Consider the following 15,119-nt stretch of genomic DNA (forward strand, 5'->3'; position numbering starts at 1 on the left):
ATTTATACTTAAAAATTGAAAGTTCATAAAGAAAAGGAAGAGTGGTGAATGGCTCTTCCTTTTTAGCATTTTAATTTGTTTTTTGTTCTTTAATAGACTTCACTAATTTCATCATTTCCGCTCGTATATCTTCTCTTTTTACATTTAATTTTTCGGCAATTTGTTTAATGTCCATTCCATCTTTTTTCATCTTTAATACATCATCAAGAGGAGTATTGCTTTTTTGAGAGATGATTGTTAACACAGTAAGATGACGCAATTTGATGTTATATTCTTTCATTTTTTGCTTTAGCTGATCCGGTGTGGATTTTTGCATAGTTGCTAACTGTTGTAGCAGTGCTTGCTTTGTTTCTTTATTCATATGATGCTTTTTCAGCTTACTTGGATCTATACCGAAATGCTCGGCTGTTTTCTCCCAAGATTTATTTTGCTTATAGTAAGCTAAAACATCTTTTATTTCTTTATTACTAATTCTTGCAATATGAGCAGCTTTCCAAATTTCATGTTTGTTATAGCCGAGTTTTTCTAGCGATTGCATTTCTTCTTCTGAAATTGGGTTATGGTGATGCAGTGTTACTTCTTTTGGCGTGGCAGCGGATATAGGGAAGGTGGATATCCCGCATAATAATGCTGCCATAGTCATACAAACAGCGATTTTTTTGTACATGTAAACTCCTCCTAGATGGATAATGTAGAAAACTGTACACATATCATTTCCATAAAATGTGAAATACTTGTGAACAAGTTAAGTTTTTTTATTCACAGCATGGAATGACGTTTTTAGAAGTTTTCCAACATAAAACATTGATTAATAGTAAAAAACTAAGGTATAATCGAAATTGAAAATCAATATCAATACTAACGATAAACTTATACATATAGATAAAAATAAGGGAGAGATAAATATGACTACATATACTTCCATCGCAAATGTGATTAAAGAAAGACGTTCTGTACGTACATTTACAGATAAAGCAGTAGAAAAAGATTTATTAATTGAACTATTAAACGACGCAACATGGGCACCTAATCATAAGCACCGTGAACCATGGAATTGTAAACTATACATTGGAGAAGGCCGCAAGAAATTAGTAGACGCAGTATTAAACTCTTTCACAGAAGAAGAAAGAGCGAAACGCGGTAAAATTTTATCAGATCGTTTTTTAAGCACACCTGCACAAATCGTTGTATATATGAATGAAGATCCACGTCAAATTCAGCGTGACGAAGATTACGCTGCAACATGTGCATTTATGCAAAACTTCCAACTTCTTGCTTGGGAACGTGGATTAGGTTGTGTTTGGAAATCAGGCGGATTAAACTATAATCCATTATTTATAGAAGGAATCGGTTTAACAAGAGGCCAACGTATCGTTGGAATTCTTCATATCGGCTATTTCGATAAAGCACCAGAAGGAAAAGCACGTACTCCGATTACGGAGAAGATGGAGATTATTGAAGGTTAATAGATGAGACATTCTCGTTTTTGCGGGGGTGTCTTTTTATTATGCAATCAATCCTCATGAAAGCTTGTTTTTCATCATACACTTTCTTAAGGGAAAGTGTAAGGAGGGAAAATAATGAGAGCAAGTGACGATAAAGCACTGCAATATGCGATTGCGGAAATTACGGAAATTGCGACTGGATTTGGGCTTGATTTTTATCCGATGCGTTATGAAATATGTCCAGCAGAAATTATTTATACATTTGGTGCATATGGGATGCCGACAAGGTTTTCACATTGGAGTTTTGGAAAACAATTTTTCAGAATGAAATTACAATACGATTTAGGACTTAGTAAAATATACGAACTCGTTATTAACTCTGATCCATGTTACGCCTTTTTATTAGATACGAACTCTTTAATTCAAAACAAATTAATTGTAGCGCACGTTTTAGCACACTGTGATTTCTTCAAAAATAATATTCGTTTTTCAAATACGAAGCGAGATATGGTAGAGAGTATGGCGGCAACAGCGGACCGTGTGAAAGCGTATGAGCATAAGTACGGAAAGGCAGAGGTAGAAACATTTTTAGATGCCGTACTTGCCATTCAAGAGCATATTGATCCGTCGCTTATGCGTCCGAAGCTCGCATGGAGTATTGATGATTTAGAAGATGAAGAAGTAGAAAAGAAAAAGGTGTCGCAATACGATGATTTATGGAATTTAGATAATCGCAATAAAAAGCAGGAACGTTCTAATGTGCGTAAAAAGAAGAAAATTCCACCACAACCAGAGAAAGATTTACTGCTCTTTATTGAAGAATATAGCCGTGAGTTAGAAGATTGGCAGCGTGATATATTAACGATGATGCGCGAAGAAATGTTATATTTTTGGCCACAGCTTGAAACGAAAATCATGAACGAAGGCTGGGCATCCTACTGGCATCAACGCATACTTCGTGAAATGGACTTAACCTCTGATGAAGCTATTGAATTTGCGAAATTAAATGCAGGTGTTGTACAGCCATCAAAAACAAGTATTAATCCATACTACCTAGGTATTAAAATCTTTGAAGATATTGAAGAACGGTACAACAATCCAACAGAAGAAATGAAGCGACGAGGCGTAAAACCAGGATCTGGCCGTGACAAAATGTTTGAAGTACGCGAAATTGAATGGGACGTATCGTTCCTAAGAAACTACTTAAATAAAGATCTTGTTATGCGAGAAGATATGTACTTATTCCAGCGCCAAGGAAAAGAATATAAAGTAATAGATAAAGAATGGGAAAATGTGCGTGATCAACTTGTAAATATGCGGACAAATGGTGGGTTCCCGTACTTAGTAGTAGAAGATGGAGACTACTTAAAGAACGGAGAATTATACATTAAACATAGTTACGAAGGAATCGAGCTCGATTTAAAATACTTAGAAAAGGTATTACCATATCTTCATCAGCTATGGGGAAGAACGGTGCATATGGAGTCTATTGTGGAGAGTAAGGGCGTTGTGTTTTCTTATGATGGGAAGATGGTGCATCGGAAGTATGTGTGAGGGGAAGAACGGACATAGGATACTGTGTCCGTTCTTTTTATTTGGAACCAAGTTAAATATGTTATTCTTGAAAAAAGGGAGTTACATAGAGAAATGGAGAGGTTCAAATGGGCAAAGTAGGGGTAGGTAAGGTGGATATTACGCCGCCTATAGGTATTGATTTTGTCGGATACCATAGAGAGACAGGAATAAATAATATTGAAGAACGTATTTATGGAACGGTTTTTGTATTTGAAAAAGATGAAATGAAAACTGTGTTTATAAGCATTGATAATATTGGAATGTTAATAGAAGATACGAATATGATTCGTGAGCGAGTAGCAAGAGAACTTCATGTTCCATTTGAGCAAATAACAGTTGTTTATACACATACCCACTCTGGTCCAGAAACGGTCGGTGATAATCCGCTCGTACAGTCGTATAAAACGATTTTAGTAAATAATGTAGTACACGGTGCTGTTACTGCGAATAAAAACTTGAAGCGATGCGAAGTAGGCTGGGGTGTTACGACAGGTGATATTGGGGTCAACCGAAGAGAGCGAACATCTGATGGAAGAGCAAAGATGGGCACAAATATAGGTGGTGTTGTAGATAAACGAATTGGCATGTTAGCAATAAGAGATGCTGAAACGAAGGAGTTATCTGGGATTTTAGTATTTTGTACGGCGCATCCGAATGTTTTAAAAGGTGATAGTGATGTATTATCAGCAGACTATCCGGGGATGACAAGAGAGATTCTTGAGAAGACCGTAAATTGTCCTGTTATGATTGTTCAAGGTGCTGCTGGTAATGTGAATGCGAAGTATCGAGGTTCAAGGAAAGCATTAAAACAAATGGCTCACATACTTAGTGGACATATATTAACGATGCTTCCAACAGTTATTTATAGCCCGATTGTAAATGTAAGAACAGTTTCGAGTACGATGCAAATGAAGTTGAAGGATATTCCTGAAATTGATGAGATACGAAGCATGGCCCAGTTAGCTGAAGAGCAGTGGGGTGTGAATACGGATGAATGGCTTACTATCGTTTTAGAGAAATATAAGCAAGGTATTCGGCAGTTAAGTATCAATTTAGAAGTGCAACTGTTTCAAGTTAATGATGGTATGTTTTCAGGTGTACCGATGGAACCTTTTTCGGAAACGGCATTAGAAGTGAAAGAGAATCTTCAAAATGAATTAGCTTTCTTTGGTGGATATACGAACGGATATATTGGTTATTTACCAACGAAGGAAGAATTCGCATATGGTGGATATGAAGTGGAATTAAGTCCTGTAGTGTATGGACCGATTACGAATTTATTGATGCCACCGGAGGAAACTACTGCGGAGCTGATTGTGAAGAAGGTTACGAGTTTATGTAATAAAGTGAACCTTTAATGAGATAGATTTTTGAACGCGGAGTAAAGAATATGACTAATTGTGTGATTTTGTTAAGTCAATATAATTAATAATGATTATCATTATTAATTATATTGACTTCTAAAAAAAGAAAAACTAGAATTTATAAAGGGATCTTCAATTGTTCGCTATCATTTGTATAGGAGGTAAGTTATGTTGGATAGCTTTATTTCTATAAGATGTAGGTTGGCTCTTTATAGTTTTGGTGTTCTTTTTATCTTTTTTTGTATAGTATTTTTGGTGAATCAAAAGGTGTATGCAGAAGATGTACCGTGGACATCAGTTTCAAATGAGGGAGAGCGTGTACTTTTTCAAGAACAATCTTTGTATAGTAATGATCGAAGGGGAGAAGATCTTGTTTCGCCTTCATTTGAAGGGCGAAAACATGGTAGGGAAGATTGGGGATACTTATTAAGAGACAGTAATTTTAATTATCCATTCTCGTACGGGTGTAACAATAATAGCTACCCATACAGTAGGAAGTAATTCTTGGAATTCTGGAAACCGGGTGACAGAAGATGTTTTTAATAATCTTAAAAAATGGTCTGAATAAATATAATAAGCTTTTATGGATTTTATGTTGTGTACTGGTCATAATCATAATGTCTAGTTCTATAGCAAATAATGAAAAGAAGTTTAGTAAGGTTGTTAATTTTGTAACTTTTCACGTGGAAAATAAAGAAAAACAGCCAATAAAAGATTTTGAAATTATACTTATGAAAGACGAATCACCTCAGCCCAGTAAAGAAATTGGGATTTCAATAGGGAAAACAGACGAAGAAGGAAAAGTTATTTGGAGGAATGTGAGAACGGGAAAATATATCTTATTTTTGCCAAATAACGAGACACAGATGGTTATGATTAATGATAGAGGTGCAACGAAAAAAATAAATATATCATTGTAGAAAAAGAGTCCATTGGGATTTGTTTTCTTAGGTTGTGGCATCAAAGAATTTTACGTGGAATGGATTTAACCTTATGTGAAGAAGCTATTGATTTTGAAAATTTAAATACAGGTGTATTTCAGTTATTAAAACACGTATTTATACATTGGTTTAATCGTACAGAAAGTTATAGAACTATACGTAAAAGAACTTGGAGATATCTAAGTTCTTTTTTATCTCGCTATTTGCCAGGCAGTAAGACCCCCACCTCAAAATTCAGCGCAAGCAAAGAAGTTAGGTGGGGGATGATTAAAGTTTCACTTTATTTGTTTCAAATTTGTGAAAGAAAGACATATTGATTGAAATTAAATTTTTTATAATTTATTATATACCCGTACAGGTATAGGTTTTATATGTGTGATATATGAGGGAATTAAATAATAAATAGTATGGAGGTTTGACATATGTCTAGAAAAATTATAGTAGTAGGCGGAGTTGCTGGCGGGGCATCAGTAGCTGCAAGGCTTCGTCGTTTAAGTGAGGAAGATGAAATTATTATGGTTGAACGCGGTGAATACATTTCTTTCGCAAACTGTGGATTGCCATATTATATTGGCGGTGTCATTACAGAAAGACAAAAGTTATTAGTACAAACTGTTGAAAGGATGTCAAAACGTTTTAATTTAGATATACGTGTATTGAGTGAAGTTGTAAAGATTAATAAAGAAGAGAAAACAATTACGATAAAGAATGTAACTACAGATGAAACATATAACGAGGAATATGATGTTTTGATTCTTTCACCAGGGGCGAAACCAATTGTTCCACCTATTCCGGGCATTGAAGAAGCGAAGGCGTTGTTTACGTTACGAAATGTACCTGATACAGATCGTATAAAAGCGTATATTGATGAGAAGAAACCACGTCATGCGACGGTTATTGGTGGTGGATTTATTGGAGTGGAAATGGTTGAGAATTTAAGAGAACGCGGGATTGAGGTTACTCTTGTAGAGATGGCAAATCAAGTGATGCCACCAATTGATTACGAAATGGCAGTATATGTACATGAGCATATGAAGGTGCACAATGTTGAGCTTGTTTTTGAAGATGGTGTAGATGCGTTAGAAGAGAATGGGACTGTTGTACGTTTAAAAAGTGGCTCAGTTATAAAAACAGATATGATTATTTTAGCAATTGGTGTACAACCAGAGAGTAGTTTAGCGAAAGATGCAGGATTAGCATTAGGAGTTAGAGGAACGATAAAGGTAAATGAGAAATTTCAAACATCTGACCCATATGTATATGCAATTGGTGATGCGATTGAAGTGAAAGATTTTGTTACAGAAACAGAAACGATGATTCCTTTAGCGTGGCCCGCTAATCGTCAAGGTCGCATGTTAGCAGATATTATTCATGGTCATACGGAGTCTTTATATAAAGGTACGATGGGAACTTCTGTGGCTAAAGTTTTTGATTTAACAGTTGCTTCGACTGGAGTAAATGAGAAAATATTAAAACGATTAAATATACCCTATGAGGTAGTACATGTACAGGCAAATTCGCATGCGGGATACTATCCGAATGCTACGCCAGTGCTAATAAAATTAATCTTTAATAAAGAAAGCGGAAAAATTTACGGAGCACAGGCTTTAGGGCGTGATGGAGTAGATAAGCGTATCGATGTTATTGCAACGGCAATGAAGGCAAATTTAACTGTAATCGATTTACCAGATTTAGAATTATCATATGCCCCGCCGTATTCTTCTGCAAAAGATCCAGTAAACATGGTGGGGTATGCTGCAAGTAATATAGTAGATGGTTTTGTGGACACAGTGCAATGGCATGAAATAGATCACATTGTTGAAAATGGTGGGTACCTTATTGATGTTCGAGAGCCTAACGAACTAAAACAGGGAATGATTGAAGGCTCTATTAATATTCCGTTAGATGAATTACGTGATCGATTGGATGAAGTGCCAATGGAAAAAGAAATATATATCACTTGCCAACTTGGTATGAGAGGGTATGTTGCAGCGCGTATGTTAATGGAAAAAGGATATAAGGTAAAGAATGTAGATGGTGGTTTTAAATTGTATGGGACAGTATTGCCAGAACGTGTTGTATATTGATATTTTTCATCTTCTACTTCAAGATTTAGTGAAAGATGAAAACCTATAGATTAAGGTTTTAATTTTTGTTTCGCGAACATATAAGACAAAAATTAAAAATAGGGGTTTACAAAATACCCTATAGGGTATAATGTATTGTCATAGGTTATAAATGGTGACATAATGGTAATGAGGTGATTATAGAATGGAATATAATCAAGATATGAAAAATAGATTGAAACGTATTGAAGGTCAAGTTCGTGGTGTGCTTCGTATGATGGAAGAAGGAAAAGATTGCCGAGAAGTTATTACACAGTTAACAGCATCTCGTTCTGCACTTGATCGTACAATTGGACTCGTTGTTGGAACGAATTTAGAGCAATGTTTGCGTGAACAGTTTGAAAGTGGAAATGGTTCAAATGAAGAGTTAATTAAAGAAGCTGTTCAATTACTTGTAAAAAGCCGATAATCTGTCAAACGTAAGTGTTGACAGATTTTCAAAAACGCTTTAATATACCCCTACAGGTATATGTATATAAATTGTGGAGGAATCAATTATGAGTATAAAAGTGGATATGAGTTTAGATTGTAAAGGTTTGGCTTGTCCGATGCCTATTGTGAAAACGAAGAAGGCGATAGAAGGATTGGCACCAGGGCAAGTGATTGAAGTTAAGGCAACAGATAAAGGATCTACGGTAGATATAAAAAGTTGGGCGAGTAAAGTAGGACATCAATATATCGGGACGAAACACGAGGGTGATGTATTGGTGCATTATGTTAGGAAAGCAAACGAGCATGAAGTGAATGAAGTTGTGAAATATCCACATACAATTACGAATGCAGAATTACAGTCTATATTGTCTCATGGAGAAGAGAGCATTGTATTAGATGTTCGCGAAGCAGCGGAATTTGCTTTTGGCCATATTCCATCCGCCATTTCGGTGCCATTAGGTGAATTAGACAGCGCAGTATTAGATAAGATGAAGCAAATTTATGTTATTTGTCGAACTGGTAACCGTAGTGATGTAGCTTGCCACATGTTGAAAGAGAAAGGTTATGCAAATGTGAAAAATGTCATCCCAGGCATGTTAGAGTGGAAAGGGAATGTGGAAAAATAAAATTTTTTAAATAAAAATATACCTACGGGGGTAATGAGATGGATGTTAAAGCATTACAAGCAAAAGATGTTGCAGAGAAAGTTTTATTCGGAGAGTTATTCATTTTAGATGTTCGTAATGAGGCGGATTATGAAGATTGGAAAATTGAAGGGAAACAAGTTTCTTCTATTAATAAACCTTATTTTGACTTGTTAGATGGTGTAGATCATATTGTCAGTGAACTACCTAAAGATAAAGATGTTTTAGTAGTATGTGCAAAAGAAGGGTCTTCTATATTTGTGGCAGAGCAATTAACAGAGGCTGGATTACAAAATATTTATTATTTATCTGGTGGTATGAAGGCTTGGAGTGAATATGTAAAGCCTATAAAAGTGGGAGATTTAAAAGATGGCGGAAGTATGTATCAGTTTAACCGCCTTGGAAAAGGCTGTTTATCTTATATGGTCGTTTCAAATGGTGAAGCAGCAGTTATTGATGCAGTAAGAACAGCCGAGGCATATGAAGAATTTGCGAAAGAGCATGCTGTTACGATTACGAATGTAATGGATACACATTTACATGCAGACCATATTTCCGGAGGACGTAAGTTAGCGGAAAAGGTAGGTGGTACGTATTGGTTACCACCAAAAGATGCAGAGGAAGTTGTTTTCTCATACGAACCGCTTGTTGAAGGATCTGTTATTACGGTGGGGGGTACTAAAATTGTAATTGACGCATTATACTCACCAGGGCATACGATTGGAAGTACGTCATTCATTGTAGATGATTCTTATTTATTATCAGGCGATATTTTATTTGTAGATTCAATTGGGCGTCCTGATCTTGCTGGTAAGGCTGAAGATTGGGTGAGTGATTTACGTAATACTTTGTATAGCCGATATAAAGAGCTATCTCAAAATTTAGTTGTGTTACCGGCTCATTATTCAAAAATAAGTGAAATGAACGAAAGTGGTATTGTTAGTGCAAAATTAAAAGATTTATTTGAGCATAATGCAGGATTAAATATTGAGGATGAGGGAGAGTTCCGTAAAGTTGTAACAGAAAACTTACCACCTCAGCCAAATGCATATGAAGAAATTCGTCAAACCAATATGGGTAAAATTCACCCAAGTGTGGATAAAGAGCGTGAAATGGAGATTGGTCCAAATCGTTGTGCAGTGCACGAATAATGAAATAAATAAAAAATGGAGGAATTGATGATGAATATAAAACAAGTATTAGATGCGAAAGGTTTAGCATGTCCAATGCCGATTGTAAGAACAAAGAGAGCAATGGATACTTTGCAAACTGGAGAAGTGTTAGAAATACATGTAACGGATAAAGGGTCAGTTAAGGATATTCCAGCGTGGGCAAATAAATGTGGCCATGACATCGTAAAGCTTGAAGAAGAAGGCGATGTGCTGAAGTTTTGGATTAGGAAGGCGTAGTGAAGCAATAGTTTTGTAAATATAGAGAGGTTGGTTATATGAACACAATATTAAGTACGCTTTTCATTGTACTTGCTGCATGGTTTGTTATTTCACGATTTTTACCAGTGAAAGGTGTTCAAAATATAAATGGCAAAGAATTGAAAAGTATAGTGGGGAAAAAGGGGAAGTATTTTATTGATGTCCGTACAGTAGGTGAATATAGAGGGAATCATATGAAAGGCTTTCAAAATATCCCCCTAAATGATCTAGCAAGTAAGGCGAATCAATTAGATAAGAATAAGGAAGTAATCGTTATTTGCCAAAGTGGAATGAGAAGTAAGCAAGCAGCAAAGGTATTAAAGAAATTAGGATTTCAGCACGTTATCAATGTTTCAGGCGGTATGAATGGTTTGTGAGGAGGGAATTTAAAATGAAAGAAATGACAGTAAAAGAATTGGAAGAAAAATTGTTACGTAAAGAAGCAGTAAATATCGTGGACGTACGTGAAGTAGAAGAAGTAGCCGAAGGGAAAATTCCAGAAGCGTGTAATATTCCACTAGGACTATTAGAGTTTCGTATGCATGAGTTGGATAAAAAGAAGGAGTATATTATCGTTTGTCGTTCTGGCGGGAGAAGTGCAAGAGCTGTTCAATTTTTAGAAAGTTACGGTTTTCAAGTAATCAATGTGGTAGGTGGTATGTTAGCTTGGGAAGGAAAAGTAGAATAGGGAGAAACAATTTTCATGAAAAATACCCCTATAGGTAATTGGAGGGAGAACAATATGGAACAACAGAAGAAAACAACAATCGTTTTATTTAGCGGAGATTATGATAAAGCAATGGCTGCTTATATTATTGCAAATGGTGCAGCGGCGTATGATCAAGAGGTAACTATTTTTCATACTTTTTGGGGATTAAATGCTTTAAGGAAAGATGAGCATGTGAAGGTAAAGAAAACTTTTATAGAAAAAGTGTTTGGAAAAATGATGCCACGCGGTGCGGATAAGATGGGATTATCAAAAATGAATTTTGCAGGTATGGGACCAAAGATGATTAAAGGTATTATGAAAAAACATAATGCGATGCCTTTACCAGATTTAATCGATTTGGCGAAAGAACAGGGGATTAAACTTGTCGCTTGTCAAATGACAGTAGATTTATTAGGGTTAAAAGAGGAAGAGATTATGGAAGGGGTAGAGTTTGCAGGTGTAGGGGCATATTTAGCAGATGCTTCGGATGGGAATGTAAACTTATTCATTTAATCACCTTCTTTTTAGAAGGAGGGGGATGTAAGGTGAGTGGAGTATTATTACTTTTTATAATTGGGTTTATAGGATCGTTTATATCAGGAATGGTTGGAATTGGCGGTGCAATTATTAATTATCCGATGATCTTATATATTCCAGTATTGTTAGGATTTACTGGCTATACGTCACATGAAGTGAGCGGTATTACAGCAGTACAAGTATTCTTTGCAACTTTTGCAGGTGCCTGGGCATACCGGAAAAGTACTGATATGAATAAAATGTTAGTTGTGTATATGGGAGCTAGTATATTAATAGGAAGTTTTATAGGAAGTTTTAGTGCAAATCTATTAGATGAACACGCTGTAAATGTTGTTTATACAGTATTGGCGACCATTGCAGCTATGATGATGTTTGTACCGAAGAAAAATAATAGTGGAGCAGTTAAGTATAATAAATGGTTAGCAAGTGTGTTAGCGTTTATTGTAGGAGGTGTTTCGGGCATTATTGGAGCTGGAGGTGCGTTTCTTTTAGTTCCTATTATGCTAGTTATTTTAAAATTACCATTGCGCATGACGATAGCGACATCTATCGCTATTACGTTTATTTCCTCAGTAGGGATTACGACTGGAAAAGTGATTACTGGACAAGTAGTTATCATTCCAGCTCTAATTATTGCGGTTGCAAGTATATTTGCTGCGCCACTTGGAGCGCGAGTCGGGAAGAGGATAAATCAAAAAGTACTACAATATATGTTATCGATTTTAATTGTCGGCACTGCTATTAAGATGTGGATTGATATGATATCGAAATAAAAGGATGGGCTGCTTGCAGCCCATCCTTTTATTTATGCCCAAATAACTTTCATTAAGTTTTTATATTCGTCATTTGCTAATTTATATAGCATTCTCGTATGTTCAAAGACAAGTGCTGGATTAAAGTTTGGTTCTGAGAATGCAAGAGATGTTGAAATATCAATTGCATTTTGCTTATTTAATGTGAATTTTGCAAAGCGATAAGATGTATTTAATTCATTGATGACATGTAAAATATCATTTGTTGATGTTGCATCAGGTACGTGAGCAACATTGAAGCAGTATATATCCACCGTAGGATGTTCGTTTTGGAAAGCAGCGATAAGTTGAATTTTTGCGCCAGCTTCAGTCTCTAATCCTACTGAAAAATGAACAGAGCCATCATTTTCATCTATATTTTCTTCCATGTATATATCGTTGGATTTTAAGTAGTCTTTAAAATCTGAGATGTTATGTTTTACTGCAGCTTTCATATGTATGAGCCCCCTGATAATTGGAATAGATTGCTACTATTTATTATAATTTAAAAATATTAAAAAAGATAGTTAGAAAGTTCTGATTTTTAATTCTGAAGAAATAAAAAGAAGCCGTACTCTACCTCCATAGAGTACGGCTTCTTTACTATTCATTGTCGTTAGACGATGTTTCTGTATCTTCACTGCTATTTTTGTTCTTATTTTTCACTTCATTGTTACTTGATTCGCGTTCACTTGAATTTTCAGACTTAGATTCTTTTGTCTTTTTCGAATCAGAGTCTGAGTCAGACTTTGTATATGCAGGTAGCCCAAGATGAGTACGAAGTTCATTTGTAACATTAGCTAATTCTTTTTTATCTGGATTGTAGTAGTAAGTTCGACCACCACCAGCAGATTTGCTACATGTATCGTCACCTTTTGCCATATAGCAATCATCACCTTGGATTTGTAATTTCTCAATTTCCGAATCCGATCCATATTTATAGAATGAAAGCATATCATCAAATGTTAAGTTTGTAACGAATTGTCCGTTAATATCATCAATGATGTTGCCAACTTTTGTTACAGAACCAACACTTGTTAGTTTCTTTAAAATAGCCTCGATAACGAGTTGTTGACGTTGTCCACGCATTGCATCGCTATCGATGTGTCTTGTTCTAGCAAGAGCAAGAGCTTCTTCGCCATTTAACTTTTGAACACCTTTTTCTAGATGAATTGCCTCAGCATTATCATTGCTATCTTGCTCAGTAAATTCAACTGGTACATCAACTTCAACACCGCCCAAGTCATCGACGATTTTTATAAATGATTTAAAGTTAAATTTCACAAAATAATCGACAGGAACATTCATTAATTTTTCAACTGCATCAATGCTTGCTTGTGGTCCACCATTTTTTCCGTTTTTAGCAGAACCGAATGCATGAGCGTGTGTAATTTTATCTTTTTTCTTTTCTATTGGGATATAAGTATATGTGTCACGTGGGATACTTAATAGTTTAACAGTTTTGCTATCTTTATTAAATGTTGCAAGTAAAAGCGCATCTGTTCTTATAGCTTCACCATATTCTTTTCCTCGGACATCGCTTTCATCAACACCCATTATTAAAACAGAGACGTTATTTGTAATAGGTTTTACAGCTTTATCTCGTAAATCAGATTTATCACCGCGTGCTAAATCGTGTGCGGCATTTCGAACAGCAGAAGATGCTTTATTTACTAAAAACCAAGTATAACCGCCGCCTATTAATAAAACGAATAGTATAGCGCTTATAATAATTTTTATTTTTTTCTTATTTTTTTTCGGTTTATTGCGTGTATTTTCTTGCAAAGATGGGTTTTGCTCCATTTCCTGTACTCCTTCATTTGGATTGAAATACGACACTCATATCCACTTATTATAATGAAATTTAGCGAAAAAAAACATTACAAAACATTTACATTTCGTAAAAATTCAATATATTTATAAAAAGTCAGATTTTCTATATTATATTTTTTAGATGTAGAATAAGTATAAGTTGTTTTAGTAGAAATGAAAATATGTATTGTGAGAAAGTGATAGAGAAGTAAGATTTGTTGAAATATAGCCAAGAAGAAATGAGTAAGCTTACTTATTTCTTCTATATAATAAAGAAGAATTTGACGGATAAAGGAGAGAGCATAATGAATCATACATCATTCCGAGCAATCGTTGTGAACGAAAAGGAAAATCATCAGTTTGTAAGAAAAGTTGTTGAGAGAGAAGTAAGTAGTTTACCTGAAGGAGACGTGTTAATACAGGTTCATTATTCTTCATTAAATTATAAAGATGCTCTTTCAGCTACTGGTAATAAGGGTGTTACGAGAACATATCCTCATACGCCAGGAATTGATGCTGCAGGAGTGGTTGTGAGTAGTGAAGATGCTACCATTAAAGCAGGAGATCAAGTTATTGTAACGGGATATGACTTAGGTATGAATACCTCTGGTGGTTTCGGAGAATATATTCGCGTGCCATCATCTTGGGTCGTGCCTTTACCGGAAGGAATGTCATTAAAGGAAAGTATGATGTATGGGACAGCAGGTTTTACTGCGGCTTTGTCGGTATATAAGCTTATTGGAGCAGGAGTCAAGCCTAGTATGGGAGATGTTTTAGTAACGGGTGCTACAGGCGGCGTAGGGAGTGTAGCTGTTAGTATATTAAGTAAGCTAGGGTTTAACGTAGTAGGAGCGACAGGAAAAATGGAAGAGGAAGATATGCTACTACGTCTAGGAGCGAAAAAAGTGATTCATCGCGCGGAATTGAATGATGAATCAGGAAGACCGATGTTAAAAGGGATATACGCGGGAGTTATCGATACTGTAGGTGGACATATGCTAGAAACAGCTTTAAAAACAGTAAAGTATGGTGGTTGTGTAACGACATGCGGTAATGTGGCAGGCCAGGAACTACAAACAACGGTATATCCGTTTATTTTAAGAGGTATAAGCCTTTTAGGGATAGATTCCGTGCAATGCCCAGTAGATGTGAGAAGAGATGTTTGGACGCTTTTAGCGAAAGAATGGGGAAATAAAGAGTTACTATCTTATACAGAAGAATGTACATTAGAAGAATTAGAGAAGAAGTTTGCACTTATATTGCAAGGAAAGTTAAAAGGAAGAACAGTTGTTAAAATATAATGAAAAAAGAGA

Annotated in this window: 17 protein-coding genes and 1 pseudogene; 15 read left to right on the plus strand and 3 right to left on the minus strand. The window is 35.6% G+C overall.

The genetic code is table 11. The features are described 5' to 3' along the window. Positions 1-70: 70 nt before the first annotated feature. On the minus strand, positions 71-667 hold the full coding sequence (locus V7S45_RS04025) for a hypothetical protein (RefSeq protein ID WP_000276964.1): 597 nt from the start codon (positions 665-667) through the stop codon (positions 71-73). Between the two features lie 238 nt (positions 668-905). Between V7S45_RS04025 and V7S45_RS04030 the strand changes: the two genes are divergently transcribed. From V7S45_RS04030 to V7S45_RS04095, 14 genes and pseudogenes are all read left to right on the plus strand, one after another. Further along, on the plus strand, positions 906-1,466 hold the full coding sequence (locus V7S45_RS04030; protein WP_000214821.1) for a nitroreductase: 561 nt from the start codon (positions 906-908) through the stop codon (positions 1,464-1,466). Between the two features lie 114 nt (positions 1,467-1,580). Further along, a complete protein-coding gene (gene spoVR, locus V7S45_RS04035) occupies positions 1,581-2,999 on the plus strand; it encodes a stage V sporulation protein SpoVR (RefSeq protein WP_001202693.1) in 1,419 nt (472 codons plus the stop codon). Positions 3,000-3,106: 107 nt separating this feature from the next. Next, positions 3,107-4,378 carry a neutral/alkaline non-lysosomal ceramidase N-terminal domain-containing protein gene (locus V7S45_RS04040; RefSeq protein WP_342761663.1) on the plus strand — a complete coding sequence of 424 codons (1,272 nt, stop codon included), beginning with the start codon at positions 3,107-3,109 and terminating at the stop codon, positions 4,376-4,378. A gap of 174 nt (positions 4,379-4,552) precedes the next feature. Continuing rightward, positions 4,553-4,804: pseudogene (locus V7S45_RS04045) on the plus strand (glutamyl endopeptidase); the annotation flags it as partial. Between the two features lie 113 nt (positions 4,805-4,917). Further along, positions 4,918-5,304, plus strand: coding sequence for a DUF2606 family protein (locus V7S45_RS04050; protein WP_016125499.1), 387 nt, complete (start codon positions 4,918-4,920; stop codon positions 5,302-5,304). A 443-nt stretch (positions 5,305-5,747) separates the two neighbouring features. Next, positions 5,748-7,412, plus strand: coding sequence for a CoA-disulfide reductase (gene cdr, locus V7S45_RS04055; protein ID WP_025687102.1), 1,665 nt, complete (start codon positions 5,748-5,750; stop codon positions 7,410-7,412). Between the two features lie 184 nt (positions 7,413-7,596). After that, positions 7,597-7,860: a metal-sensitive transcriptional regulator gene (locus V7S45_RS04060; protein ID WP_000456206.1), complete on the plus strand. Its 264-nt coding sequence runs from the start codon at positions 7,597-7,599 to the stop codon at positions 7,858-7,860. Between the two features lie 88 nt (positions 7,861-7,948). Then, positions 7,949-8,509, plus strand: a complete 561-nt coding sequence (locus tag V7S45_RS04065) for a sulfurtransferase TusA family protein (RefSeq protein WP_000023952.1) — start codon at positions 7,949-7,951, stop codon at positions 8,507-8,509. Positions 8,510-8,547: 38 nt separating this feature from the next. Beyond that, positions 8,548-9,678 carry a rhodanese-like domain-containing protein gene (locus V7S45_RS04070; protein ID WP_025687095.1) on the plus strand — a complete coding sequence of 377 codons (1,131 nt, stop codon included), beginning with the start codon at positions 8,548-8,550 and terminating at the stop codon, positions 9,676-9,678. A gap of 27 nt (positions 9,679-9,705) precedes the next feature. Beyond that, positions 9,706-9,936 carry a sulfurtransferase TusA family protein gene (locus V7S45_RS04075; protein ID WP_002182462.1) on the plus strand — a complete coding sequence of 77 codons (231 nt, stop codon included), beginning with the start codon at positions 9,706-9,708 and terminating at the stop codon, positions 9,934-9,936. 38 nt (positions 9,937-9,974) lie between these two features. Beyond that, complete coding sequence (locus V7S45_RS04080; RefSeq protein ID WP_001092317.1) at positions 9,975-10,334, plus strand: rhodanese-like domain-containing protein; 360 nt, start codon at positions 9,975-9,977, stop codon at positions 10,332-10,334. 14 nt (positions 10,335-10,348) lie between these two features. Then, a complete protein-coding gene (locus V7S45_RS04085) occupies positions 10,349-10,645 on the plus strand; it encodes a rhodanese-like domain-containing protein (RefSeq protein ID WP_000661817.1) in 297 nt (98 codons plus the stop codon). Positions 10,646-10,699: 54 nt separating this feature from the next. Beyond that, positions 10,700-11,179 carry a DsrE/DsrF/DrsH-like family protein gene (locus V7S45_RS04090; RefSeq protein WP_000437728.1) on the plus strand — a complete coding sequence of 160 codons (480 nt, stop codon included), beginning with the start codon at positions 10,700-10,702 and terminating at the stop codon, positions 11,177-11,179. A gap of 32 nt (positions 11,180-11,211) precedes the next feature. Continuing rightward, on the plus strand, positions 11,212-11,976 hold the full coding sequence (locus V7S45_RS04095; protein ID WP_000017249.1) for a sulfite exporter TauE/SafE family protein: 765 nt from the start codon (positions 11,212-11,214) through the stop codon (positions 11,974-11,976). A 32-nt stretch (positions 11,977-12,008) separates the two neighbouring features. Here V7S45_RS04095 and V7S45_RS04100 read toward each other — a convergent pair whose 3' ends face one another. Beyond that, a complete protein-coding gene (locus V7S45_RS04100) occupies positions 12,009-12,449 on the minus strand; it encodes a hypothetical protein (RefSeq protein ID WP_000642362.1) in 441 nt (146 codons plus the stop codon). Between the two features lie 148 nt (positions 12,450-12,597). Continuing rightward, a complete protein-coding gene (locus V7S45_RS04105) occupies positions 12,598-13,797 on the minus strand; it encodes an LCP family protein (protein WP_000437391.1) in 1,200 nt (399 codons plus the stop codon). Between the two features lie 314 nt (positions 13,798-14,111). Between V7S45_RS04105 and V7S45_RS04110 the strand changes: the two genes are divergently transcribed. Next, on the plus strand, positions 14,112-15,107 hold the full coding sequence (locus V7S45_RS04110; RefSeq protein ID WP_017656918.1) for a YhdH/YhfP family quinone oxidoreductase: 996 nt from the start codon (positions 14,112-14,114) through the stop codon (positions 15,105-15,107). The last annotated feature ends 12 nt before the right edge of the window (positions 15,108-15,119 follow it).

Source organism: Bacillus sp. BR3(2024) (assembly GCF_039134555.1).
Lineage (GTDB): Bacteria > Bacillota > Bacilli > Bacillales > Bacillaceae_G > Bacillus_A > Bacillus_A cereus.

What these genes read in the sequence shown, in the direction of transcription:
- V7S45_RS04080 (WP_001092317.1), top strand. Translation starts at nt 9,975, where the DNA reads ATGAACACAATATTAAGTACGCTTTTCATTGTACTTGCTGCATGGTTT.
- spoVR (WP_001202693.1), top strand. Translation starts at nt 1,581, where the DNA reads ATGAGAGCAAGTGACGATAAAGCACTGCAATATGCGATTGCGGAAATT.
- V7S45_RS04040 (WP_342761663.1), top strand. Translation starts at nt 3,107, where the DNA reads ATGGGCAAAGTAGGGGTAGGTAAGGTGGATATTACGCCGCCTATAGGT.
- V7S45_RS04090 (WP_000437728.1), top strand. Translation starts at nt 10,700, where the DNA reads ATGGAACAACAGAAGAAAACAACAATCGTTTTATTTAGCGGAGATTAT.
- V7S45_RS04025 (WP_000276964.1), bottom strand. Translation starts at nt 667, where the DNA reads ATGTACAAAAAAATCGCTGTTTGTATGACTATGGCAGCATTATTATGC.
- V7S45_RS04060 (WP_000456206.1), top strand. Translation starts at nt 7,597, where the DNA reads ATGGAATATAATCAAGATATGAAAAATAGATTGAAACGTATTGAAGGT.
- V7S45_RS04065 (WP_000023952.1), top strand. Translation starts at nt 7,949, where the DNA reads ATGAGTATAAAAGTGGATATGAGTTTAGATTGTAAAGGTTTGGCTTGT.
- cdr (WP_025687102.1), top strand. Translation starts at nt 5,748, where the DNA reads ATGTCTAGAAAAATTATAGTAGTAGGCGGAGTTGCTGGCGGGGCATCA.
- V7S45_RS04085 (WP_000661817.1), top strand. Translation starts at nt 10,349, where the DNA reads ATGAAAGAAATGACAGTAAAAGAATTGGAAGAAAAATTGTTACGTAAA.
- V7S45_RS04070 (WP_025687095.1), top strand. Translation starts at nt 8,548, where the DNA reads ATGGATGTTAAAGCATTACAAGCAAAAGATGTTGCAGAGAAAGTTTTA.
- V7S45_RS04105 (WP_000437391.1), bottom strand. Translation starts at nt 13,797, where the DNA reads ATGGAGCAAAACCCATCTTTGCAAGAAAATACACGCAATAAACCGAAA.
- V7S45_RS04075 (WP_002182462.1), top strand. Translation starts at nt 9,706, where the DNA reads ATGATGAATATAAAACAAGTATTAGATGCGAAAGGTTTAGCATGTCCA.
- V7S45_RS04030 (WP_000214821.1), top strand. Translation starts at nt 906, where the DNA reads ATGACTACATATACTTCCATCGCAAATGTGATTAAAGAAAGACGTTCT.
- V7S45_RS04110 (WP_017656918.1), top strand. Translation starts at nt 14,112, where the DNA reads ATGAATCATACATCATTCCGAGCAATCGTTGTGAACGAAAAGGAAAAT.
- V7S45_RS04050 (WP_016125499.1), top strand. Translation starts at nt 4,918, where the DNA reads ATGTTTTTAATAATCTTAAAAAATGGTCTGAATAAATATAATAAGCTT.
- V7S45_RS04100 (WP_000642362.1), bottom strand. Translation starts at nt 12,449, where the DNA reads ATGAAAGCTGCAGTAAAACATAACATCTCAGATTTTAAAGACTACTTA.